The 23,472-nt window shown below is 70.2% G+C and carries 19 protein-coding genes, 1 tRNA gene and 1 pseudogene; 3 read left to right on the top strand and 18 right to left on the bottom strand.

What is annotated here, in order from left to right:
- Nucleotides 1-73: 73 nt before the first annotated feature.
- The 6 genes from AC1DCT_RS08090 to AC1DCT_RS08115 form a co-directional block, all read right to left on the bottom strand.
- Nucleotides 74-2,929, bottom strand: a complete 2,856-nt coding sequence (locus tag AC1DCT_RS08090; protein ID WP_477428474.1) for an immune inhibitor A domain-containing protein — start codon at nt 2,927-2,929, stop codon at nt 74-76.
- Between the two features lie 320 nt (nt 2,930-3,249).
- Nucleotides 3,250-3,750, bottom strand: a complete 501-nt coding sequence (locus tag AC1DCT_RS08095) for a hypothetical protein (protein ID WP_477231163.1) — start codon at nt 3,748-3,750, stop codon at nt 3,250-3,252.
- 197 nt (nt 3,751-3,947) lie between these two features.
- Nucleotides 3,948-4,646: an alpha/beta fold hydrolase gene (locus AC1DCT_RS08100; RefSeq protein WP_477231162.1), complete on the bottom strand. Its 699-nt coding sequence runs from the start codon at nt 4,644-4,646 to the stop codon at nt 3,948-3,950.
- 82 nt (nt 4,647-4,728) lie between these two features.
- Nucleotides 4,729-4,819, bottom strand: a tRNA-Ser gene (locus tag AC1DCT_RS08105).
- 78 nt (nt 4,820-4,897) lie between these two features.
- On the bottom strand, nt 4,898-5,950 hold the full coding sequence (locus AC1DCT_RS08110) for a hypothetical protein (RefSeq protein WP_477428476.1): 1,053 nt from the start codon (nt 5,948-5,950) through the stop codon (nt 4,898-4,900).
- A gap of 123 nt (nt 5,951-6,073) precedes the next feature.
- Complete coding sequence (locus AC1DCT_RS08115; RefSeq protein ID WP_441976812.1) at nt 6,074-6,829, bottom strand: DeoR/GlpR family DNA-binding transcription regulator; 756 nt, start codon at nt 6,827-6,829, stop codon at nt 6,074-6,076.
- A 47-nt stretch (nt 6,830-6,876) separates the two neighbouring features.
- Here AC1DCT_RS08115 and AC1DCT_RS08120 point away from each other — a divergent pair, with 47 nt between their 5' ends.
- Nucleotides 6,877-7,248, top strand: coding sequence for a DUF4406 domain-containing protein (locus AC1DCT_RS08120; RefSeq protein ID WP_477428478.1), 372 nt, complete (start codon nt 6,877-6,879; stop codon nt 7,246-7,248).
- Nucleotides 7,249-7,303: 55 nt separating this feature from the next.
- Here AC1DCT_RS08120 and cydC read toward each other — a convergent pair whose 3' ends face one another.
- From cydC to AC1DCT_RS08160, 8 genes and pseudogenes are all read right to left on the bottom strand, one after another.
- Nucleotides 7,304-8,974, bottom strand: a complete 1,671-nt coding sequence (gene cydC / locus AC1DCT_RS08125) for a thiol reductant ABC exporter subunit CydC (RefSeq protein WP_477429633.1) — start codon at nt 8,972-8,974, stop codon at nt 7,304-7,306.
- A 291-nt stretch (nt 8,975-9,265) separates the two neighbouring features.
- Nucleotides 9,266-10,942: pseudogene (gene cydD, locus AC1DCT_RS08130) on the bottom strand (thiol reductant ABC exporter subunit CydD); the annotation flags it as partial.
- Between the two features lie 139 nt (nt 10,943-11,081).
- Nucleotides 11,082-12,113, bottom strand: a complete 1,032-nt coding sequence (gene cydB, locus AC1DCT_RS08135; protein ID WP_477231159.1) for a cytochrome d ubiquinol oxidase subunit II — start codon at nt 12,111-12,113, stop codon at nt 11,082-11,084.
- 14 nt (nt 12,114-12,127) lie between these two features.
- The gene (locus AC1DCT_RS08140) at nt 12,128-13,540 is read right to left on the bottom strand and encodes a cytochrome ubiquinol oxidase subunit I (RefSeq protein ID WP_477428480.1); all 1,413 of its coding nucleotides are present in this window, start codon (nt 13,538-13,540) and stop codon (nt 12,128-12,130) included.
- Nucleotides 13,527-14,267: a helix-turn-helix transcriptional regulator gene (locus AC1DCT_RS08145; RefSeq protein WP_477428482.1), complete on the bottom strand. Its 741-nt coding sequence runs from the start codon at nt 14,265-14,267 to the stop codon at nt 13,527-13,529. Before AC1DCT_RS08145 ends, AC1DCT_RS08140 begins: the two co-directional genes overlap by 14 nt.
- Before the next feature lie 191 nt (nt 14,268-14,458).
- The gene (locus AC1DCT_RS08150) at nt 14,459-14,731 is read right to left on the bottom strand and encodes a DUF6457 domain-containing protein (RefSeq protein ID WP_477428484.1); all 273 of its coding nucleotides are present in this window, start codon (nt 14,729-14,731) and stop codon (nt 14,459-14,461) included.
- Nucleotides 14,731-15,546 (bottom strand): molybdenum cofactor guanylyltransferase, encoded by an 816-nt coding sequence (gene mobA, locus AC1DCT_RS08155; protein ID WP_477428485.1) that lies wholly within the window; start codon nt 15,544-15,546, stop codon nt 14,731-14,733. The genes AC1DCT_RS08150 and mobA overlap by 1 nt, the downstream gene beginning before the upstream one ends.
- A gap of 5 nt (nt 15,547-15,551) precedes the next feature.
- A complete protein-coding gene (locus tag AC1DCT_RS08160) occupies nt 15,552-16,784 on the bottom strand; it encodes a molybdopterin molybdotransferase MoeA (RefSeq protein ID WP_477231155.1) in 1,233 nt (410 codons plus the stop codon).
- Between the two features lie 117 nt (nt 16,785-16,901).
- Between AC1DCT_RS08160 and radA the strand changes: the two genes are divergently transcribed.
- Complete coding sequence (gene radA, locus AC1DCT_RS08165) at nt 16,902-18,269, top strand: DNA repair protein RadA (RefSeq protein WP_477428487.1); 1,368 nt, start codon at nt 16,902-16,904, stop codon at nt 18,267-18,269.
- Nucleotides 18,270-18,336: 67 nt separating this feature from the next.
- Here radA and AC1DCT_RS08170 read toward each other — a convergent pair whose 3' ends face one another.
- The 3 genes from AC1DCT_RS08170 to AC1DCT_RS08180 form a co-directional block, all read right to left on the bottom strand.
- Nucleotides 18,337-18,747 carry a dehydrogenase gene (locus AC1DCT_RS08170; protein WP_477428489.1) on the bottom strand — a complete coding sequence of 137 codons (411 nt, stop codon included), beginning with the start codon at nt 18,745-18,747 and terminating at the stop codon, nt 18,337-18,339.
- A gap of 229 nt (nt 18,748-18,976) precedes the next feature.
- Complete coding sequence (locus AC1DCT_RS08175) at nt 18,977-19,651, bottom strand: hypothetical protein (protein WP_441976820.1); 675 nt, start codon at nt 19,649-19,651, stop codon at nt 18,977-18,979.
- A gap of 9 nt (nt 19,652-19,660) precedes the next feature.
- The gene (locus tag AC1DCT_RS08180) at nt 19,661-20,164 is read right to left on the bottom strand and encodes an amino-acid N-acetyltransferase (RefSeq protein ID WP_441976821.1); all 504 of its coding nucleotides are present in this window, start codon (nt 20,162-20,164) and stop codon (nt 19,661-19,663) included.
- Between the two features lie 291 nt (nt 20,165-20,455).
- Here AC1DCT_RS08180 and AC1DCT_RS08185 point away from each other — a divergent pair, with 291 nt between their 5' ends.
- A complete protein-coding gene (locus tag AC1DCT_RS08185; RefSeq protein WP_440734141.1) occupies nt 20,456-20,713 on the top strand; it encodes a hypothetical protein in 258 nt (85 codons plus the stop codon).
- A gap of 87 nt (nt 20,714-20,800) precedes the next feature.
- On the opposite strand, the gene AC1DCT_RS08190 is transcribed toward AC1DCT_RS08185, so the two are convergent.
- Entirely contained in the window at nt 20,801-23,329 is a 2,529-nt protein-coding gene (locus tag AC1DCT_RS08190) for an ATP-dependent Clp protease ATP-binding subunit (RefSeq protein WP_477231134.1), read from the bottom strand.
- Between the last annotated feature and the right edge of the window lie 143 nt (nt 23,330-23,472).

Below are 23,472 nucleotides of genomic sequence, written 5' to 3' on the forward strand. Positions count from 1 at the left end.
TCGCGGAGCGGCGGCGCCGCGCAACGCCGAAGCGCCGGCCCCGAGCAACTCGGGACCGGCGCTCCGATTCGGCTCAGCCCTTGCGGGGCGCGGTCACCGAGATGAGTGCTGCCGTGTTGTCCTGCATGGACTTCTTCACCGAGATCACGGTGCCGTAGCCCACGCCGGCATCGGCGGGGTTGCCGGTGCCGAGGGTGGTGAACCCGAGGTCCAGACCGTAGAGGTCCGTCGCGGGGGTGCCGTCGGGGTTGACGACGCGCGTGCTGTACGGCGCGTTGCCGACGGACGGGACGACCACAGAGGCGTCGCGCATGCGGTTGAACAACTGACCGTTGCGGACCTCCAGGCCGGCCACCCAGCCCTTGTCATCGGTGAAGGTGCTCACCGCGGGCTGCGCCGGGATGTCGGTGCAGGCCTCGTTCTGATAGTTCGCGTCGACCAGGCAGTCCTTGAACGGCAGGGTCGGCGTGAGCCCGAACGCGGCGTTGGACGACTGCGCACGGCTGGAGATGTTCTTCAGCACCGACGGATCCAGAGCAGCCTCCGCACCCGTGCGGCGCAGCGGGTCGAAGTGGCTGTCCACGAGCAGCAGGCCGCCCTTGGCGCCGTAGCTCGGCAGGCTCGTCTGGTTGGCGACGACCTGGTTCGACGTGCCGTAGGTGGTGTCGCGGTACCAGATCAGCGCACCCGGCGCGTTGTACGGGACCTTCTCGACCTTCCAGCCGTCAGCGCTGTACACAGTGGTGTAGCCGTACTTCAGGCCGTTGTCGAACCCATCGAAGTTGCGCCACTCGACCAGGTAGTACTGCGCCTTGATCTGGGTGCCGGTGTCACGGGCCCAGCCTGCGCCGGTGCTGTCGGTGAAGGTGCCGTCGACCGCGGTCCAGCCGTTATCGCCGGACTCGACGTCGTCGGTCCAGACGTCGGCGCCGCCGGCGGTCAGGGCGAAGTCGTCCGAGAACCAGCCGCGCTCCTGGAACGCCGCGTCCGTCGCCTGACGCAGGCGGATCTGGATGTTCTGCCCCGCGTACGCCGACAGGTCGACGTGGTCGTGACGCCAGCCGTCCGTGGATCCGGTCAGACCGTACTTCTTGCCGCCGAAGTCGGACATGCGGCCGTTCGGGTCGCTGTAGCCGTCGTCGGTCGACACCAGGGCGCCGGACTCGTCGTAGACCTTCTGCTCGGTCCACGTGGATCCGCCGTCGGTCGAGACCTCGACGAAGCCGTAGTCCCAGTCCTCCTCGATGACGTAGTTGTTCCACATCGAGAAGGTCGCGCCGGCCGGCACGTTGTCGATCGAGCGGGTCAGGGTCGCGTCCGCCCAGCTCTGATCGGCGTTGGAGTACCACATCTCGGATCCACTGTGCGGCTCGGCGAGCACGATTGTCTTGTCCGGCAGGTTGACCTTGATGCCGTCTTCGGTGCCCTTCTTCGGACGTGAGGTCTGACCGACCTTGATCGTCTGGGTGCCGTCGCCCGGGTTCACGACCTTCGGATCCGCCCAGCCGAGCACCCACTTGTCCCAGATGCCCATGTGGGTCGGCTGCGACTGGAAGATGGGGCCGGAGTGAGAGCCGGAGCTCATCAGATCCCAGAAGTCGACGTCGGAGTTGCCGGCGTTCGTGGTGTCGTAGAGATCGGGCAGACCCAGGTCGTGACCGTACTCGTGAGCGAACACGCCGACGCCGGAGTTCTCCGGCTGCACGATGTAGTTCTGGATCTTGAAGTCGGTTCCGGGGATGGTGGCACCGCCCGCGACGTCGGACGAGTGCGCCCAGATCGCGTAGGTGCCCTCCTTGCCGCCGCCGCCGGACTTGTCCTCACCGGCGTGCACGAGCACGACGTGGTCGATGATGCCGTCGGGCTCGTTGACGTTGCCGTCGCCGTCGCGGTCGCCCTGGTCTTCGATGTCGTAGTCGGACCACGGGAAGGAGGGGTCGGACTGTGCGAGCGCCGCCACGGCGTCGATCGGCAGCTGGCCCGCGCCGAGCGGGTTGTCGGGGTGGCCCTGCATGTCCTGCATGGGGCCGGCCTCGTAGGCGCCGGTCTCGGGGTTGAGGTGGCAGACCGTGGCTCCGTAGTACGCCTCGGAGTGCGGCACCTTCACCCACGCGGTGGCCTCACCGGTGAGGGTGTACGCGCCGCGGGACATCTCCTCGTACATGTTCTTCATGGTGTTGCCGGAGATGTCGAAGCCGGGCTTGCCGTCCAGACCCGTCAGGTCGGTGCGCACGCGCTCGGTGACGCCCTGCTTCGAGAAGAGCATCTTGTTGTAAAAGTCGCTCGAGAAGTCGGGCATCCACATCGTGTTGTTGTCGGGCTGCGCCGCGGTGGCGGGGTCCGGGATGTTGTTGTGCAGGGTCGGGCCCTGCACATCGCCCGGCTTGCAGTCGGTCGCACCGAAGGACGTCGGGACCTGCAGGTTCGAGAAGTCCTCCGTGCCGTCGAACTCGACCAGGATCGTGAGGAGCTTCGCCTGCTGCGTGGTCTTGGACTGCTTCAGGTTCTTCGGGCTCTTCCCGGTCTTCACGGCCTTCGCCTCGGTGATCGCCAGCTGCTTGGCCGCCACGGGGTTGCCCTGCGCGTGCTTCTGGTCGTTCTCCTTGGCGCGCTCGAACGCCGCGGCGCCGATCGCCTTGCGGGCGCTCGTGTTGCCGTTCGTGTCGGCGACCGCCTCGTCATCGGACGCGTCCGTGAACGCTTCGGCGCGGGGCGCCACGTAGTTGATGTAGTGATCGGCGGTGCCGCTCTTCGCATCGGTCCCTGCGGAACCGGTGCTCGCAGAGGTCACCGTGCTGGATGGCTGCGTGCTCGACGGCGCCGCGACTGCGGGGCCGGCCCCGAAGGTCGCCACCCCGGCCGCCGCCAACACGAACGCTGACGTCGTCGCCGTCACACGTCGTCGCGTGCGAGCGCTTCTCTCTGACATTGCTTCTCCCTCCAGGCGTCGCCTCAGGGGTTCCCGCGGCGATGCGGATGTCGTGCACCGGTCAGGCGCACAAAAACCAGGATTACCGTGAAAGTCCTATGCAAGGGAAGAGAATCGCCTGAAAGAGGAAGATCCTCCGCCGATATACCGGGGCGAGGTCACATGCCTGCGGAGGGCAGGATCCGGCAGCGAAAGGTCGGGCCGAGCAGCGGAGGAGTTCCTGCACAAGGACGCCGCTGACGCACGAAGGGCGCCACCCGGAATGTCCCCGGTGGCGCCCTCGTTGCGCGGTCGCGGTCCGCGTGCGCAGGAAAGAGCGATCAGCCCTTGTTGCAGATCTCCTGCAGCTTCTTGCCCTGCTCGGTGAGCTTGGCGCTGGCGTCCTGGGCCTTGGTGGAGATCTCCTCGACCTTGGTCTGCGCCTCCTTGAGCTTGTCCATCGCGGCCGGGTCGGTGGCGTCGATGTTCTTCATGTCGGGCATCTCGAAACCGTCGAAGACCTTGACGAAGCCGTTGAACTCGGTCGCGAAGGCCGTGAGCGGCGCCTTCACGGTCTCGTTGGTGACCTTCTTGCCGGCCTCCTCGAGCCCCTTCTGCACGGGGGCGAAGATCTCGGCGAAGTCGACCTTCTCACCGGTGGTGGCCTTCTGCATGGCCGAGCTGACGTCGCTCGAGACACTCGAGGTGGCCTTGGTCATCTCCGTGTTGGCGATCTTGCACGCGTCGGCCACACTCTGGCCGCCCGAGCAGGCGGTCATGGTGGCGGTGAGGGCGATCGCTGCGGCGAGGCCGCCGATGCGGGTCAGGGTTGCCTTGTTCATGTTGAGCTCTCCGGTCTCTCCATAGATGTGGCTGCCGGTCCGGAACGGGCGCGACAGCCATGATTGCCTTCCACCCTATTCCGAGCTGATGCATAGGTTCGGACCAGGTCGGCGGATCCGGCGCGATCGTGACCGCACCGAGATATCGAGGACACGGCACGTTCACCGGGACCGCTGGATTCCTGGATCTTCTTGCGTCAGGACGGCGCTGCGGGGTTCATCGCGCACCGCTCCAGCACATCGGCGAGCGCGGCTGGCCGGCTCAACGCGACGCAGTGACTGCCGTCGATCTCCTCCGGCTCGATGCCCAGACGTTCGCGGACCACCCCGCGGAGGAAGTCCGGAGGCAGCACGCGATCCTGCCGGCACAGCACGAAGCGGGTGGGAACCTCGGGCCAGGCCGCCATCGGCCATGGCTCGGCCAACGCTGTGCTCGATGGGTGCGCCCGTTCGCGGCTGAGGGCCTCGGCCGCCAGCTCCCGGGGAACGTCGTGATAGAAGGCCGCGAACGGATCGGCGCTCCCGGTCAGCCCGCCGTCGCGTTCTGCCTGCTCCGCAACGGCGGATTCGTACCCGAGGTCTTCCCACCACCACTCCGGCGGCTCCCCCGGTGCCGGGACCATGCCGGCGAGCAGCACCAGCACGTCGACGGGCACGCGCTCGGCGACCAGCGGCGCCGTGAAGGCGCCGAAGGAGTGGCCGACGACCACCAGGTCGCGGCGGTCCCCCACTGCTTCGACCACGGCGTCGGCATAGTCGGTGAGCCTCAGGGACTCGTCATCGGCGGGCAGGTCGGGCGCGACGACATCGTGGCCTCTGGCGCGGAGTTCCGCCGCGACCAGATGGAAATGCCATCCGACATCGCCGGCGCCATGGATCAGCACGAACGTCGCCATCAGAGCGCCACCTCCTGCCCTCCATCGGGAAAACAGACACCCCCAGGGTAGACGAAAACCCCCGATCTCTCGGGGGTTTTCTTGGCGGTGACGGTGGGATTTGAACCCACGGTAGGGGGTTACCCTACACAACTTTTCGAGAGTTGCACCTTCGGCCGCTCGGACACGTCACCGCGGAAAAGCATACGCGACACCGGGATCGAGCGCGAATCGAGCGGAGCCGGTCGAGCGCGTTCCGGCCCCACCAGTCGTCACCAGCCCTCGGCGACCTCGGCGTGCGTGCGCAGGATGCCCTCGGTGGATCCCGCCGGGGCGCGGCCGATGCCGCACTCGGTCGCCACCCCGAACGAGGGGGCGTACGCGGCAGCCGCCGCGATGCGGCGCCGAGCACCCTCGGCGCCGTCCTCGCGGTGCACGAGGCCGAGGTACAGCTCGGTACTCTCCCCCACGGCCAGCCCGTCGAGCGGGGCGAAGTACGCGTCGTCGTCACGCTCGATCGGCACCGGCAGATGCAGCCAGGTGAGCGGGCGGCCGGCTGCCGCCGCGATGGCGTTCGCGTAGCGGACCAGGTTCGCCGCGTCGGCGGGCTCGAAGAAGTGCTTCTCGGCGGCGTCGCCGTAGCAGAGGTGCACGCCGGCCTCGACCTCGGCCGGCACGGCGTCGACGAGGGCTGCCAGCCGCTGGACGAGCCCGTCGAACGGGTCGCCGGGCCACCACGCCTCCATGACCTTGCCGTAACCGGCGGCGCGCTCGATGATGCCCATCTCGCTGGCCACGTCCCACTGGATCGCGAGATCCTCATGCGGGATCGCGGCGAGGATCTCGGCGAGCTCGCGACGGATCGCCGTGGTGTAGACCGGCTCGATCGCGACCCGGTCCTCGCCGGAGAAGAAGGACGAGATCACGGCGAGCGGCGTGGGCAGCGACACCTGGAAGCGCACGCCCTGGGCGATCGCGCCCTCCTCGCGCAGTCGGCGGAAGACTTCGTACGAAGCGAGCGCCGCAGCCGCATAGCCGAGCGGAGGCAGCACGATCGCGGCCGCGTCGACACCGTCGCTGATGCGCAGCGGCCGTGCGTCGAGCCCCGCGCCGAACGGGATCCGCTCGGCGCCCACGCGTTCGATGCCCTCCGCCTGGCCCAGCACGTCAGGCTGGAACATGATCCAGTGGAACCGGATTCCGACCTCGCCGTCCGGAATGCGCCGAAGCTGCGGCCCGAGGATCCCGGCGGCGGTGCGCATCGTGGTCTCGGCGTCGTCGTAGTTCACGCTGCCGACCAGCAGCGCTCCGCGTGGGTTCGTCATGCCTGAAAGCGTAGGACGATCACCATCGACGGTTCTGCACGGTTTCGTTGCGCACAGCCCGGAGCCTCCCGCGACGCTCGAGTTGCTCCTGCCCGGATCCCGCCTCAGGGACCCGTAACCGCGTCAGCCCGCTGCGATGAGCCGGACCCCTGCGGCGGCGAGATCTCGGAGGGTCGGATCCGCCGGATCCGCGTCCGCCACCACGCCGGCGATCTCGTCGAGCGACAGCACCCCGTACCGCGACGCCGTCCCGATCTTGTCCTCACTCGCCAGCACGTACGTTTCCGCGGCCCGTGAGGCGAGGGCGCGCTTCATCGCCGCTTCGTCCGCATCCCCCGTGGTGAGGCCTGCCGTCGGATGCACGCCGGTGACGCCGAGGAAGAAGAGATCGGCGCTGATCCGCTGCGCGGCTTCGACGGCCGCCGCCCCGCAGGCCACGGCGGAGTGCTTGAACAGCTGCCCGCCGATGAGGAACACGTCCGCGGCATGGTCGAGCAGCGCAGCGGCGATCGTGGGACTGTGCGTGATGATCGTGCACGGCAGCGCGGTCGGGATCTCGGCGACCATCGCGAGCGTCGTGGTGCCACCGTCGAGGATCACCGTCATTCCCGGGCCGATGAGGGCGGCTGCCGTCGCCGCGACCCTGGCCTTGCTGTCGGGGGCCACGACGGCGCGCCGCCCGTAGTCGACCACCGCGGGCGAGGCCGGGAGCGCCCCGCCGTAGACCCGCACGGCGAGGCCCGCCGCGTCGAGCTCGCGCAGATCGCGGCGGATGCTGTCCTCCGACAGACCCAGTTCGGCGGCGACGTCCTTCGCAACGATCCGGCCGTCACGGTGCAGTCGCTCGAGCAGCATCTCCTTGCGCGCGGCAGCCAGCATTCCGACTCCTTCATGTTTATGCACGTTTCTGCTGTATTGTACCCGATATGACGAAGCCACTCATGATCCTCATCGCCGGCCCCTATGCGTCGGGCACCGGCGGCGACCCCGCACTCATGGCGCAGAACCTCACCCGGCTCGAGGAGGCGGCCTGGCCGATCTTCCGCGCCGGGCACATCCCGATGATCGGCGAGTGGGTCGCCCTCCCCGTGCTGTCCAGTGCCGGCGCGACCGGCCCGGGCGACCCGCTCGCCGCCGAGGTGATGTATCCGACCGCGGAGCGACTGCTGCAGCACTGCGATGCGGTGCTGCGCCTGCCCGGCGAATCCCGTGGAGCAGATCAGGACGTCGCGATCGCGGAGGGTCGGGGGATCCCCGTGTACCGCCGCCTCGAGGAGGTCCCGGGGATCGCCGCCTGATCCCGCACTTCCCGCGCTCTCCGCGCTCGGCGCGGGGCGGCCGGACCCCGAAGGCTCAGGAGCCGACGGGCAGGATCCGTCCCGCGTCGAGCCGGACCGCACGGTCGATCGTGCCGGCCGGCGGCTCCACGTGCGAGATGAGCACGACGGTCTGGGATCCGGCGGCGCCCAGCAGGTCGCGCAGCAGCGCATCGGATGCGTCGGGATCCACCCCGGCTGTGGGCTCGTCGAGCACGAGCACTCCGAATCCGCGCAGGATCGCCCGCGCCAGCGCGATGCGCTGCGCCTGCCCGCCGGACACGAGGGCGCCGTGCTCCCCCACCCGCGCGTCGAGCCCGCCGCGTTCCCGCACCCAGGCGCCGAGGCCGACCCGGTCGAGCACGGCGATCAGCTCGGCATCGGTCGCGGCCTCACGGGCGAACAGCAGGTTCTGCCGGATGTCCTCGTCGAAGAGCATCGGATCCTGCTCGCACAGTCCGACGTGGCGGCGCAGCTCCGGGCCCGCTACCCGGCCCGCGTCCGCTCCACCGATGCGATACGAGCCGCCGAAGCGCAGGAAGCCGACCAGCACGGCGGCGAGCGTGGATTTGCCGGCGCCGCTGGATCCGGTGACGAGGATGCGCTCCCCCGGCGCGACATCGAGATCGAGGTCGCGCAGGGTCGACGCCCCGGCACCCGGCCACGACGCGGTCACGCCGCGCAGGCGCAGCGCACCATTGTCGAGGCGCCCCTCGCCCTCGTCGCCGCGCACCTCGGCGGGCAGCGTCGCGGGCAGCAGCGCATGGATCCGCTCCGCACCGGCACGCACACCGCGCCACGCCGAGGCGGCCTGCGGCACGGCCGAGAACACGTCGAACACCGCCATGGGCAGCAGCACGGCGACCGCGAACCAGGGCGCGTCGACCGCGCCTCCGGGCTGCCCCGGCGCCGCAACCGCGAGCGCCCAGCTCGAGGCGGCGCCCGCCGCCAGTGACACGACCGCCGAGGACAGCGCCTGCGCGACCGCGGCCCGGGTGGTCGCGCGCCGCAGCGCGTCGTCGGCGGCGCGGATCCGATCGCGCGCGATGGCTTCAGCCCCGTAGGCCTGGAGCACGTCGAGGGCGGTGAGCTCGTCGACCAGGGCTGCGGCGAGCTCCGCCCTGTCGCGGCTGAGCGCGCGTTCGGCCCGGCCTCCGGCGATGCCGCCGAGCACGACCGCTCCCGCGACGGCGATGACCAGGCAGACCGCGAGCGCGAGGGCCGCCGCGGGGGCGATGGCGGCGAGGACGCCGATCGAGACGAGGGCGACGACGCCTCCGGTCAGCAGCGGCTGCACGACGCGCAGGGGCAGGTTCTGCAGGTTCTCCACGTCGTCGACGAGCGCGGCGAGCACAGAGCCACGGTCGGTGGATCCGAGTCCCGCGGGGGCCAGCGGGGTGAGTCGGCGCACGACGGCCGCCCGCAGGTCCGCGAGGCGGCCGAGCGCGGCGTCGTGTCCGACGAGGCGCTCCAGATACCGGGTGACGGCGCGGGTCACGGCGAAGAACCGCACCCCGACGATCGCGACCGAGAGCGGCACGAGGTTGTCGACGAGCGACGCGGTGACGATGAGCCACCCGCTCACGAGCAGCAGGCCGACCGCGGCCGCGGCCGACACGATCCCGGCGAGGATCGCGGGCAGGAACCGTCGCGTCCGGGGCATGGCGAGGCGGAGGATCCCCCCGACGGAGGCCGGGAGATCCGGGATCGGATCCGGATCCGCCGCGGACGTTGTCGACGCGGCCGCGGCGTGCGCGGTCGCCTCGAGCGCTGCCGACTCGGGCGCTGGCGGCTCGGGCGCGCCCATGCCGGATGCGGCCGCGCCGTCGACGGATGTGGCCACGCCACCCTGCTCAGGTCGCACTTTCTGCTGTTCCCGGGGGTGCGGAAGAGCAGAAAGTGCGACCTGAGCATTGGTGGAGTCGGCGACGGGTGCATCAGCCGGGTCGATCGAGCCGGCGTGTGCGGCCGCGGGGTCGTCGCCGATCCGCACCACCTGGTCGGCGATGGCGCGGGCCGACTCCCGGTGCGAGACCAGCAGCACCGTCGCCCCGTCGTCGGCGGCACGACGCAGCGCAGCCCACAGCCGCTGCTCGGTCACGGCGTCGAGGGCGCTCGACGGCTCGTCGAGGGCCAGCACGCGCGCACCGGATCCGAGCCGGTACAGCGCACGGGCCACGGCGACGCGTTGCGCCTGGCCACCGGAGAGCCCGGCGCCCTGCACGCCGAGCTCCTGCACCGGATCCAGGTCCGACGCCGCGGCGTCGGCGAGCGCCGACCGCACGCGCGCGAGGTCGGGGACGGAGTCGCCGAGCGCGACGTTCGCGGCGATCGTGCCGCGGATGAGCCCGGGGCGCTGGCCGGCCCAGGCGAGCCACCTGGTCGGATCCGGATCCGCTGCGCCGTCGAGCGTGAACCCGCCGTCGCGCACCAGCACACCCGCGCCGTCGTGCACCGCCGCGGCCTCGACAACGACGGTCCCGTCGTACGCCGCAGCGCCGCGCAGCGCCGCAAGCAGGCTCGACTTGCCGGATCCGCTGCGTCCTTCGAGGAGCGTCACGGTGCCCGGCTCCGCGGTGAAGGAGACCGGCGCGAGTACGTGCGCTCCGTGCCGCACCGCGACCCCATCGACGACCAGCCGGACCGCCGCTTCCGTTTCACAGCGCGCAGATGGCTGTATTCCGGGCCGGTCTGCAGCAAAGTGCGCGCTTCGAACGCCGGATGGGGCCGCCGGATCCGCCTCGAGCACCTCGAAGACGTCCTCGGTCGCGGCGACGCCCTCGGCGGCCGCGTGGAACTGCACGCCGACCTGGCGCAGCGGCAGGAACGCCTCGGGCGCGAGCAGCAGCACGAACAGTCCGACACCGAGGCTCAGCTCGCCGCCCAGCAGCCGCAGCCCCACCGAGACCGCGATGATCGCCACCGCGAGCGACGACAGCAGCTCCAGCGCGAAGCCGGAAAGGAACGAATACCGCAGCACGCGCATGGTCTCGCGGCGGTACTGGTCAGCGGTCTCGCGCATCCGGGCCGCCGCGCGGCGTTCCCGGCCGAACAGGCGCAGCGTGGCGAGGCCCTGCACGGTGTCGGCGAAGCGCGCCGCGAGTGTGTGCAGCACCCGCAGCTGCCTGCGCTGCACGCCGCGGGTGGCGATGCCGATGAGGATGAGGAACAGCGGGATGAGCGGCAGCGTGACGAGCGCCGCGAGACCGCTCGGCCAGTCCTGCCACCACATCACGGCGACGATGATCGGCGTCGCGATCGCGGTGAGCACGAGCTGCGGGATGTACCGGGAGAAGTAGGGATCCAGCGCGTCGAGACCGTGCCCCGCTGTCACCGCGAGCGCGGCGCGGTTGCGCGTGCCGAGCCAGGCCGGCCCTCGCCGGGAGATCGCATCGAGCAGCGCCGCCCGCAGTTCGCGCCCGGCCTGCGCGGCGGCGCGGGCGCCCCACGCCTCCGACACCCACAGCAGCACCGCGCGCGCGAGCACCACGAGCGCGAGCCACGGCACGTGGCCGAGAGGCGAGCGCCCGCCGGCCACGTCCGTGATCCCCGCGGCGAGCAGCCCCGCGAACGCGATCGTGACCGCGGTCTGCAGGAGCGCGATGCCCGCCGAGACCGCGAGGTAGGTCCGCGCGGCGGGCGCCCACCGCAGCAGCCGCGGATCGATCGGCTTCATCGGATCCGCTCCGCGAACACGCGCGACGGATGCAGCACCCGAGCGCGGATGCAGGACGGATCCGCACTTCTGATCGCGCACCCGTCACCGTGTCCTGCAAATGGCGACGTCGCGGGTCGGCGCCGGGACGACAGGGGGCTCATGCGTGCGCGGGGGCGGCCTCGATCGTCGACCGGCGCACCCGCTTGCGGAACACCCAGTAGGTCCACGCCTGGTAGGCGAGGACGAGCGGCATCGCCACGAGCGCGGTCCAGCTCATGATCTGCAGCGTGTACGGCGTGCTGGACGCGTTCTGGATCGTGAGCGAGTTCGCGGCGTCGATCGTGGAGGGCAGCACGTTCGGGAACAGCGCGGAGAACAGCATGAGCACGGCGGTGAGGATCGTGACGACCCCGGCCGCGAAGGCCCAGCCGTCACGACCCCGCAGCGAGAAGACCACCGACACGATGAGGAACACCGCGGCCACGGCGCCGAGCGCGATCACGGCCCAAAGCAGGGACGGGCGACCCGCCGCGATGACGATCGTCCACACCACGGTCCCGGCCGCGACGAGGATTGTCGGCAGCGCAGCCAGGCGCGCCACGCGGCGGGCCCGCTCGTGCACGACGCCGTCGGTCTTGAGCGCCACGAAGTACAGTCCGTGCAGGAAGAACAGCAGCAGCGTGGTGACGCCCACGAGCAGCCCGTACGGGTTCAGCAGGTCGAACACCGATCCGCGGAAGACGTGCTTCTCATCCAGCGCCACGCCCTGCACGATGTTGCCGAACGCGACGCCCCACAGCAGCGCGGGGACAGCGGATCCGATCACGATCATGGTGTCGAAGCGACGCTTCCAGCGCACATCATCGCGCTGGTGCCGGTACTCGAACGACACCCCGCGCAGGATGAGCGCCAGCAGGATCAGCAGCAGCGGCAGGTAGAAGCCGCTGAACAGGGACGCGTACCACTCGGGGAACGACGCGAACAGGCAGGCGCCGGCGACGATCACCCAGGTCTCGTTGAGATCCCAGACCGGGCCGATCGTGTTGATCACCTGACGACGCGAGACGTCGTCACCGTCTTTGCCGAGGAAGGGCAGCGACATCCCGACGCCGAAGTCGAAGCCGTCGAGCACGAAGTAGCCCACGAAGAACAGGGCGACGATCCAGAACCAGAGCGTGGCGAGATCCATGTCCGTCTCCTTCCTCAGTACACGACCGACGGGACGGGAGCGTCCTCGTCGTGCTTCTCGGTGGTGTCGGGCCCCTTCTTGGCGGCGCGGACGATGAGTCCGACCTCCACGACCGCGAGCGCGGCGTAGATCGCGGTGAAGGAGATGAGCGAGATGAGCACTTCGACGCCGCTCACCCCGGGCGAGACGCCGTTCTTCGTCGTCATCAGGCTGAACACGATCCAGGGCTGCCGGCCCATCTCGGTGAAGACCCAGCCGACGATGTTCGCACCCAGCGACAGCGGGAACGAGTAGATTGCGATCTTCCACATCCACTGCGCGGGCTCGCGCTTGGCGTTCTTGCGGGTGATCCACAGGCCCACCAGCGCGACGAACGCGTGCAGCATGCCGAGGCCGATCATCCAGCGGAACGCCCAGTACGTGATCCACAGCACCGGGTTGAACTCGGTGAGCCCCGTCGCGGCGAACTCGTGCGCGTACTGCGCGTTCAGGTCGTTGATCCCCTCCACGCAGCCGTTCAGGTCGTGCGTCGACAGGAACGCGAGCAGATACGGCACGCGCAGGGACCAGATCTCGCCCGTGCCATCGGGCGTACCGATCGAGAACAGCGAGAACGAGGCATCGGCTCCGCAGCTCGAATTGAACATCGCCTCGGCCGCGGCCATCTTCATCGGCTGGGTGCTCACCATCGCGAGTCCCAGCTGATCGCCGGAGAGGAGCACTCCGGCCGTGGCGACGAGGATCCCCCAGAGTCCGAACTTGAGCGACTTCCGCATGGTGTCGACATGCTGCCCGCGGGACAGGTGCCAGGCGGAGACCGAGATCACGACGCCGGTGGCGAGCATGAACGCGCCGAAGATCGTGTGCGGGAACGCGGCGAGCGCGACCTTATTGGTCAGCAGCGCCCAGAAGTCGGTGAGCTCGGCGCGGTTGGCGGCCTCGTTGAAGGTGTACCCGACCGGGTTCTGCATGAACGCGTTCGCGGCGATGATGAAGTACGCCGAGAGGATCGTGCCGATCGCGACGCCCCAGATGGTGGCAAGGTGCACCTTCTTCGGCAGCTTGTCCCAGCCGAAGATCCACAGCCCGATGAAGGTCGCCTCGAGGAAGAACGCGAGCAGTCCCTCGAACGCGAGCGGGGCGCCGAACACGTCACCGACGAAGCGGGAGTAGTCCGACCAGTTCATGCCGAACTGGAACTCCTGGACGATCCCGGTCACCACGCCCATGGCGAAGTTGATGAGGAAGATCTTCGCGAAGAACCGGGTCAGGTGCAGGTACTCGATCCTGCCGGTGCGCACCCACGCGGTCTGGAAGATCGCGGTGACGGTGGCCATGCCGATCGTGAGCGGCACGAACAGGTAGTGGTAGACGGTCGTCAGTCCGAACTGCCAACGGGACAGGACGAGCGGATCAAGCCAATCCATGCGCGGGGCCTCCTGTGTTCGCGGATCCTGCTCTGAGGTCGAATTCTGCCGTGCCTCTCGACCTGTTCCCGGCATTCCCGGCATCAGGGTGGCCGAGCCCGGTGCGATCCAGTTCGACCGTGCACTCCTCCGGCCGCGTCGCCGAGCGCACGCAGCGCGCCGTCAGCGGCCCGCCGGCCTGGGCGAGCACGCCCTGCATGAGGCCGAGGTGCACCTGGCAGAGCACCGGGCGGTGCTCCGGCCGGGCGGCGGCGTGCGGGCACGGGGTGAGTTCGACGGTGAGGCTGTCCTCGTCGATGACGGGTTCGAAGCCGCTCTCCTCGAGGTGCTCGACGAGCGCGTCGAGCTGATACACCGCCTGCTCGCCGAGCATGGAGGGGCCGGTCTGCAGCACGCGGCGCAGCAGGTCACCGCGGCGTGCGGCGTCGTCGGCCTTCTGCTTGGCGACCGGGCTGGAGGCCTCGGGCGCGCCCGTGACCGCGCTGTAGAGCACGCGCGGGCGCCCGCGCGTCGTGCGGTGCTCGGTGGTCGGCACGACGTAGCCGCCCTCGATCAGGCGTTGCAGGTGCTCACGCACGGTGTTGGGGTGCAGCGCGGTGGCCTCGCACAGCTCGCCGATCGTGCGATGCGGACGCGCCTGCGAGCTGCCTGCTTCAAAGAGCAGGTGCAGGATCCGCACGCGCGAATAGCTGGAGATCGGCCCGCAGACGGGCCCGGCGCTGGCCATGGCTCCATACTCGCATCGGCTCCGGCCGGACATGGGGACTTCGGCCGTGAATAATGCCGCGCGCGATAGGAGGTTCGGATCAGGACCATACGAATCCCGGATCCGGCTCCGGCGCTCAGTCCACCGGATCCGGCCCGGGGTCGCCCGGCTCGGCGCTCAGTCCACCGGATCCGGCCCGGAGTCGCCCGAGGTCAGTCAGCGCGGTGGGCGAGGGCGAGTTCGGAGATGACGGCGACCACGGCGCGCACATCACCGGGGCTTCCGCCCGCGCGGCCGGCCACGAGGCCGGCGACGAACGCGCTGAACGGGGCGGCCGGGCGGGCGACGCCGTTCGCGACGTCACGGGCGAGGTCGAGGATCAGGGCGATCGGCAGGTCCTCTTCGGCGAGGTTGAACCGCTCGCGCAGCTCGGCCGCCCACTCGTCGAGCGCCTCCGGCGGGAGGGTGCGGTCGTTCGGGGTCATCAGGGCTCCTCTGATCGTGCGGCGGATCCGGCGGCGTCGGCGCGAGCGCGTTCGAGGTCGGCGGGGGTGTCGATGTCGGCCGTGATCCCATCCTCGTCCGCGAGCCACCGGATCGGAAGACCGCCGAGCACGGCGCGGCAGGAGGCGCCATCCACCCCGCCGAACGCGGCGAGCGCGGCACGCACGGCGGCGACGCGGTACCGCCCGGCGAGCCACTGCGGGTGCTCGCCGGCCCGGAACACGACGGCGTCGGTCGGACGCGGGACGTGCGCGCGCTGCCCTTCTGCTCGCTGGTCGCAGATTGCGGCTCTGCGAGGCTCAGAACCGCAATCCGCGACCAGCGAAGCCTCGGTTTCGGCCTCGGTTTCGGCGGGGTCCGTGACCACGGGGTTCTTTTCCGCCAGGCGGGCGACGACGGCCTCGGGGTGCGCGAGATCTCCCGCGAGGAGCAGGAACTCCGCTGCGTCGTCGAGCTCGGGGCGGGACAGTGCCGCGGCGAGCGCCGCGACGGGGCCTCCGAACGGCGGATCCTCGCGCACCCACGTGACGACGGGCACGGCCGCGGCATCCGCCGGCCGGCCGTCGGCGGGCGCAGGCCCCACCGCGGCATCCGTCAGCCGGCCGTCGGCGGGCGCGGACCCCACCGCGATGATCGGAGAGATCCCGTGCGCCGCCAGCGCGGCGAGCGTGCGGTCCCACGGCGTGGAACCGCCGAGCTCGAGCAGGTGCTTGGCCGCACCGCCCATGCGCCGGGCGCGACCGCCCACGAGCACGACCGCACCGAGGGGCGTCGAGTCGGAGCCGGGCGCCGACATGGCGCTCAGTCCAGCTCCAGCACGTCGACGAGGTCGCCGATCTCCACCTCCGACACCTCGGCCGGCACCACGGCATAGGCCGTCGCGCCGCCAAGACCGACGGTGAGGTGCGAGCCGGACCCGCCGCGCGCCGCCGGCACGACCGTGCCATCGACGATCACGGCGGGCAGGTACTGGCGCCGCCCCGGCGGAGTGCGCCAGGCAGCGCCCGCCGGGATGCGCCGCACAGGACGGAGGACCTCATCCCGACCCTGCAACCGCAACAGCGCCGGGCGCACGAAGGTCTCGAACGACACCGCGGCGCTGACGGGGTTGCCCGGCAGCCCGAACAGCAGCATGCCCTCGGCGGTCACTCCGAACGCCTGCGGCTTGCCGGGCTGCATCGCCACGGCGACGAACTCCATCGCCTCGCCCATGCTCAGTCGCACGGCCTCGTACGCCCCAGCGCTCACCCCGCCGGAGAAGATGACGACATCTGCGCCGAGCGCTGCGGCCCGGGCGGCCGCCTCGGCGGGCCCGTCGCCCTCGTCGCCGACGACCTCGCGCAGCACGATCTCCGCCCCGGCCTGGGCGGCGAGACCGGCCAGCAGCACTCCATTCGACTCGGGGATCTGCCCGCGCTGCAGCGGCGTCCCAGGCGGCACCAGCTCGGATCCGGTCGACACCACGGCCACGCGCGGACGCGGCGCGACCTGCACCTCGGCGATACCGACCGACGCGAGCGCCGACAGCTGGCGAGGCCCGAGCAGCGTACCGGCGGGCAGCACCATCGCTCCCGCCGCAGCATCGCTCCCGGCTCGCCGCACGTGCGCGCCTTCCGCGCGCGGAGCGCGCTGCACGACGGCGGTCTGCAGCGAGTCCGCGAGCCCGCCGGCGGTGTCCTCGAAGGGCACGATCGTGTCGGCCTCGGTGGGCAGCGCGGATCCGGTCATGATGCGCACGGCGCAGCCCGGGGCGAGAGGCGGATCCTCGGGGCTCCCGGCCGGCAGATCCGCCGTGACCTGCAGCGTGACGGGCATGTCCTCCGAGGCGCCCGCGACATCGGCGAAGCGCACGGCGAAGCCGTCCATCGCGGAGTTGTCGAACACGGGCACCGGGTTCACCGCCGTGGCGTCGACGGCGAGCGTGGACCCGCCCGCCCGGTCGACGGCGACCGTCTCGGCAAGGCGGGGACGCACGGCGGCGAGCACCCGTTCCTGCTGCTCCTCGACCGTGCGGAAGGTGGTGCCGTGGCTCATGCGCGCTCCCTCAAGGCGATCGAGTCGGTGTGTGGTTCGAGGCTACCGGTGCCGCCCCTGGGAGGGCGGCGGCTCGAGACGGCGGGCACTGTCTGCACCCCCGGCTAGCCTTGCTGCATGGCCTCCCGGAAACCCACCGCACCCGCGTACGTCTGCACCGAGTGCGGATGGACGACCGCGAAGTGGGTGGGCCGGTGCGGCGAGTGCCAGCAGTGGGGCACCGTGACCGAGCAGGCCGCGCAGACCGGCATCGTGCGCCGGGTCGAGGCCACGACCCCCGCGGCCGCTCGGCGAGCGCGCCCCATCACCTCGCTCACGTCGCAGGAGTCGCCGCGGCGTTCGAGCGGGGTCGCCGAGTTCGACCGCGTGCTCGGCGGCGGCATCGTGCCCGGGGCGGCGATCCTGCTGAGCGGCGAGCCCGGGGTCGGCAAGTCCACGCTGCTGCTCGAGGTGGCCGCCGCGGCCGCCCGCGCCGGCCGGCGGGTGCTCTACGCGAGCGGCGAGGAGTCCACGGCCCAGGTCCGGCTGCGCGCCGAGCGCACCGGTGCCCTCCACGACGAGCTGTATCTCGCGGCCGAGACGGATCTCGGCACGATCCTCGGCCACATCGACGAGGTGTCCCCCGAGCTCGTGATCGTCGACTCGGTGCAGACCGTCGCCTCCGCCCTCTCCGACGGCGCCGCGGGCCAGCCCGCGCAGGTGCGCGAGGTCGCGTCGGCCCTCATCCGGGTGGCGAAGGAGCGGGATCTCCCGATCGTCATCGTCGGGCACGTCACCAAGGACGGGTCGGTCGCCGGCCCCCGCATGCTCGAGCACCTCGTCGACGTCGTCTGCCACTTCGAGGGCGATCGGCAGACCTCACTGCGGTTCATCCGGGCGCTGAAGAACCGGTTCGGCCCGACCGACGAGGTCGGCTGCTTCGAGATGACCGGATCCGGGATCGCCGAGGTGCCGGATCCGTCGAGCCTGTTCCTCTCCCGCGGTCGCCCTGAGCCGGGCACGTGCGTCGCGATCGCGCTGGAGGGCCGGCGTGCGATGCCGGTCGAGGTGCAGGCTCTCACCATCCCCACGCAGGCCCCGAATCCCCGACGCGTCGTGAACGGTCTCGATTCGTCACGCGTGGCGATGGTGCTCGCGGTGCTCGAACGCCGGGCCGGCATCAAGACCAGCGACAAGGACGTGTACGTCTCCACGGTCGGCGGAGTGCGTTTCATCGAGCCCGCAGCAGACCTGGCGATCGCGATCGCGGTGGCCGGATCCCTCACGGAGAACGCCGTGCCGCGCACGCTCGCGGCGGTCGGCGAGCTGAGCCTGGCCGGCGAGGTGCGCCCGGTCACCCAGGCGTCCCAGCGTCGCTCGGAGGCGGCCCGGCTCGGTTATGCGCATGTGATCGACGACCGCTCGGCGACGCTGCGCGGGGCGCTCGGCGACGTCAAGGCGCACCGGGCGCCGCGCCGCCTCGACGACGAGGTCCCCGCGTTCTGACGGCCGTCACACGTTCTGAGGTGCGGTCACGAGCGTTCTGACGGATCGCCCCCTGTTCTGAGGGCGATCACGCCTCCAGCGCGCGCAGCAGTTCCTCAGGCGGCGCCTGCATGGGGTGGGGGCCTGCGATGTCGAGGAACACCGTGGTGATCACGTCGCGATGGGTCGTGAGGAACGAACGCAGCCACACCGGCGAGTAGATGCCGACGCCGGGTGGGAGATTCGCGGGCTTGTTCTTCGCATCGCTGAACAGCAGCAGCGCGACGTCACCCGTGGACGGATCCCGGTAGGTCCACACCTCGCCGCCGTCCCGGGGGTTGTCCCTCGCGCCCGGCCGGATGAGAGGCACGACCGTGTTGCCGTTGCGCAATGCGAGCGCCACTGCGGCCATGTCCTGCTTCTCGAGCGCCTGCGCGAGAGCCTCGGAGCGGAAGTCCGCCGCGGCGGGTGCCTTCTTCTTCGCTTTCTTCACGGCCATCGTTCCAGCTTAGAAGTTCCGGCACAAAGAGGAGGACCTCTTCTCTCATCGCTTGGGGACAGATGAATGAAGAGGCCCTCAAAGTCCTCGACGACGGACGACGATGCGCTGGGGACGCTTGAGATTGTCGAAGCCACTGGGGATGGCAACCGTCAGATCTCGAAGACTTGATCTCTATGGTATCCCAAAGGTTGGACGCGGGCGACATATTCCCACTTTCCGTCCAGGTTCAGTTGAGCAGAAACTGCATCGGGTTCGTGCTCTGGAACCCGCCGATCGACACCGTCAGGCGGTACGCGGCTCCGCCGCCCGGTGCGCGCTGCCGGTCCGTCGCCTCGCAGGTGTCGACGCTGGAGCGCGTGCGATCCCACGTGACCGGGGTGGAGCTGGTGATGGTCGCGCCGGCCTTGATGGTCTGGATCGCGTCACTCGGAGTCTGCTGGCAGTCCGTGGAACGCCACCACGTGTCGTTGCCGCTCGTGATGGTGAACGCCTGCGTCGTGGTGCCGACGTTCATCGTGCAGTCCTTGGTGCTGCTGTTGGTCAGCGAGATCGACAGCTTCGGATTCTCGTCGGCGGAGTAGGTGTCGTGGTCGGTCACGGCCGTCACCTGCACCTCGGCGGCGGTGCACGGCACCGGGCCGGCATCGGCGGTGCTGGTCGGGGCGGGCGTCGTCGCGGACGGGTCGGGGCTCGCGTCCGCGCTCGGATCCGGTGACGCGGGCGGGGTGGACGCCGTCGGCGACGGTGTGGACGACCTCGTGGGGACCGGAGCCGGATCCGCGCCCGTGCGGGCCACGAGCGCCCAGACGAGCCCGATCAGCAGCGCGAGCAGCACGATGATGATGCCGAGGACCACGATCCGCCGGCGACGATAGACGGCGGCGGACTGGCGAGGGCTCATGCCTCCAGGTTAGACAAGGTGTTTGAGCATGCGCGTGTTGCCGAGCGTGTTCGGCTTCACATGCGCGAGGTCGAGGAACTCGGCCACACCCTCGTCACCGCTGCGCAGCAGCTGGGTGTAGACGTCGGGATCCACGACCTGCTCGCCGATCGGCTCGAACCCCCGGCGCTGGAAGAACGGCACCTCGAAGGTCAGGCAGAACAGGCGGCTGAGGCCGAGCCCGACCGCGTGCTCCTCGAGGCGCTCCACGATCGCCCGCCCCACGCCGTGGTGCTTCCATCCCTCTTCGACGAGCAGGGTGCGCACCTCACCGAGGTCCTCCCACATCACGTGCAGCGCGCCGCAGCCGATGAGCCGCCCGTCCGCCTCGGCGACCACGAACTCCTGCACCGCGCCATAGAGCACCGCGATGTCCTTGCCGAGCAGGATCCGTCGCTCCACGAGCGGCTCCAGCAGCGCGTAGATGCCCTGGACGTCACCGGCCCGTGCGGGCCGGACGAGATAGTCGCTCATCTCTCCAGGGTAGAGGCGCGGCGCGGCTGCTGCGGTCATCGGCACGGTTCGAGGTGCACGACATCGCGCAGCCTGCTATGCTGATGGATTGCGCGCCTGGCCCGCCGACGTCTCTTCGGCGCCGCGCCATCCGGTCCTGAGATCAATCCTCGAGATGAATCTGGGACCACCCGTCCGAACGGTCCCTGAGTCTCAGGGTCGCGAATCGCACCGATGCGTTCTCGCGCGTCCGGACAGGATCCGACTTTCCCGGCGGCCGCGCGCCACCGGACAGCACGAAGAAGCACCATCATGAACATCACCTGGAAACAGGCGGACCACGACGTGTACGTGGCGACCACCGACGGCGAGTACGCCGGTTTCGTGGCCGTCGACGGCGCCTCGCATGTCCTGCACGACCGCCACAGCCGCCGCCTGGGCAGCTACCCGTCCCTCTCCGCCGCGCGCAGCGCCCTGGAGTCCTTCGGTGCGCCCGCGTCCGCGGCGCCGCACCGCCCGCGCCGTTCCGCCCGGAGCCGCCGCCGTCCTTCTATCGCACGGAGCCGCTGAGCGCGCGAAGCACCCACCTCGAACACGCGAAAGGGGGACGAGCACCGAAGTGCTCGTCCCCCTTCGTCGTGCGGGAACCGGATCCGATCAGGCTGCGCCGGCCGCGATGTCCGGCGTGGTCGGGATCGTGCCGGCGGTGTTCACACCGACCGAGACCTTCTCGCCGCGCGGACCCGTCGTGAAGACGAACTTCCCGTCCTTCGCGTCCACGTGCACGTGGTCGCCGGGGTTGAGCTCGCCGTGCAGGATCTTCTCCGACAGCTGGTCCTCGACCTCGCGCTGCATCGCACGACGCAGCGGGCGGGCGCCGAGCGTCGGGTCGAACCCGATCTCGATGAGCTGGTCCTTGGCCGCATCCGTCAGCTCCACCGTCATGTCGCGGTCGAGCAGGCGGTCGCTGAGGCGCTTCGTGAACAGGCCGACGATCTGGCGCAGCTCGTCCTTGTTGAGCTGCGGGAACACGATGACGTCGTCGAGACGGTTCAGGAACTCGGGCTTGAAGTTGCGCTTGAGCTCCTCGTCCACCTTGCCCTTCATCCGCTCGTAGGTCGTCTGCGAGTTGCCCTCGATCTGGAAGCCGACCGGACCACCGGCGATCGCCGACGAACCGAGGTTCGTGGTCATGATGATCACGGTGTTCTTGAAGTCGATGACGCGGCCCTGGCCGTCGGTGAGGCGACCTTCCTCGAGGATCTGCAGCAGCGAGTTGAAGATGTCCGGGTGGGCCTTCTCGATCTCGTCGAACAGCACCACGGAGAACGGCTTGCGGCGCACCTTCTCGGTGAGCTGGCCGCCCTCCTCGAAGCCGACGAACCCAGGAGGGGCACCGAACAGCCGCGAGACAGTGTGCTTCTCGCCGAACTCGCTCATGTCGAGCGAGATCAGCGCACCCTCGTCGTCGAACAGGAACTCGGCGAGCGCCTTGGCGAGCTCGGTCTTTCCGACGCCCGTGGGGCCGGCGAAGATGAACGAGCCCGAGGGGCGCTTCGGGTCCTTGAGGCCCGCACGCTGACGGCGGATCGTCTTGGACAGGGCGGCGATCGCCTCCTCCTGGCCGATGACGCGCTGGTGCAGCGCCTTCTCCATGAAGACGAGGCGGCTGGACTCCTCCTCGGTGAGCTTGAACACCGGGATGCCCGTGGCCTGGGCCAGCACCTCGGCGATCAGGCCTTCGTCGACGACCGCGTTGGTCGCGACGTCGCCGCTCCTCCACTGCTTCTCCAGGCGCAGCCGCTCGGCGAGCAGCTCCTTCTCCTGGTCGCGCAGCGAGGCCGCCTTCTCGAAGTCCTGCTCCTCGGAGGCCAGCTCCTTCTCCTCGCGGACCTTGGCGATCTTGTCGTCGAACTCGCGCAGCTCCGGCGGAGAGGACAGGATCGACAGGCGCAGGCGTGCGCCGGCCTCGTCGATCAGGTCGATGGCCTTGTCCGGCAGGAACCGGTCGGCGACGTAGCGGTCGGCGAGGTTCGCGGCGGCCACGAGTGCGCCGTCGGTGATCTGCACCTTGTGGTGCGCCTCGTAGCGGTCGCGCAGACCCTTGAGGATGTTGATCGTGTGGGGCAGGTTCGGCTCCTGCACCTGGATCGGCTGGAACCGGCGCTCGAGCGCCGCATCCTTCTCGAAGTGCTTGCGGTACTCGTCGAGCGTCGTGGCGCCGATCGTCTGCAGCTCACCGCGGGCGAGCAGCGGCTTGAGGATGCTCGCCGCGTCGATCGCGCCCTCGGCGGCGCCCGCACCCACGAGGGTGTGGATCTCGTCGATGAAGACGATGATGTCGCCGCGGGTGCGGATCTCCTTGGTGACCTTCTTCAGGCGCTCCTCGAAGTCTCCGCGGTAGCGGGATCCGGCGATGAGGGATCCGAGGTCGAGCGAGTAGAGCTGCTTGTCCTTCAGCGTCTCGGGGACGTCGCCCTTCACGATCGCCTGGGCGAGGCCCTCGACGACGGCGGTCTTGCCGACGCCGGGCTCGCCGATCAGCACGGGGTTGTTCTTGGAGCGGCGGGAGAGGATCTGCATGACCCGCTCGATCTCCTTCTCGCGCCCGATCACGGGGTCGAGCTTGCCATCGCGCGCGGCCTGGGTGAGGTTGCGACCGAACTGGTCGAGCACCTGCGATCCGCCCTGCGCCTGCTGCTGGCTGCTGTCGTGCGCGGCGCCGGAGACAGCGGCGGGCTCGCGCCCCGGGGATCCGGAGAGCATCTGGATGACCTGCTGGCGCACCTTGTTCAGGTCGGCGCCGAGCTTGACGAGCACCTGAGCGGCGACGCCCTCGCCCTCGCGGATGAGGCCGAGGAGGATGTGCTCGGTGCCGATGTAGTTGTGGCCGAGCTGCAGCGCCTCACGGAGGCTCAGTTCGAGCACCTTCTTCGCGCGAGGCGTGAAGGGGATGTGGCCGGTGGGCTGCTGCTGCCCCTGGCCGATGATGTCCTGCACCTGCTCGCGCACGGACTCGAGGGAGATGCCGAGCGACTCCAGCGCTTTGGCGGCGGCTCCCTCGCCCTCGTGGATGAGGCCGAGGAGGATGTGCTCGGTGCCGATGTAGTTGTGGTTGAGCATCTTCGCCTCTTCCTGGGCGAGGACGACCACACGACGGGCGCGGTCGGTGAATCTCTCGAACATGTCACTCCTTGTTCGTTGCCCAGTGGGGGCTGCCCGGTGAGGGCGATGGCACAGTTCGTGCCGGATACATCGAGAGTAACCACCGGGCGAGGGCCGTATGCCGTTGTTCGCCGTCGGCTAACGCCCGCGACGGACTGTGACGT

This window comes from Microbacterium sp. 10L49 (assembly GCF_056395125.1).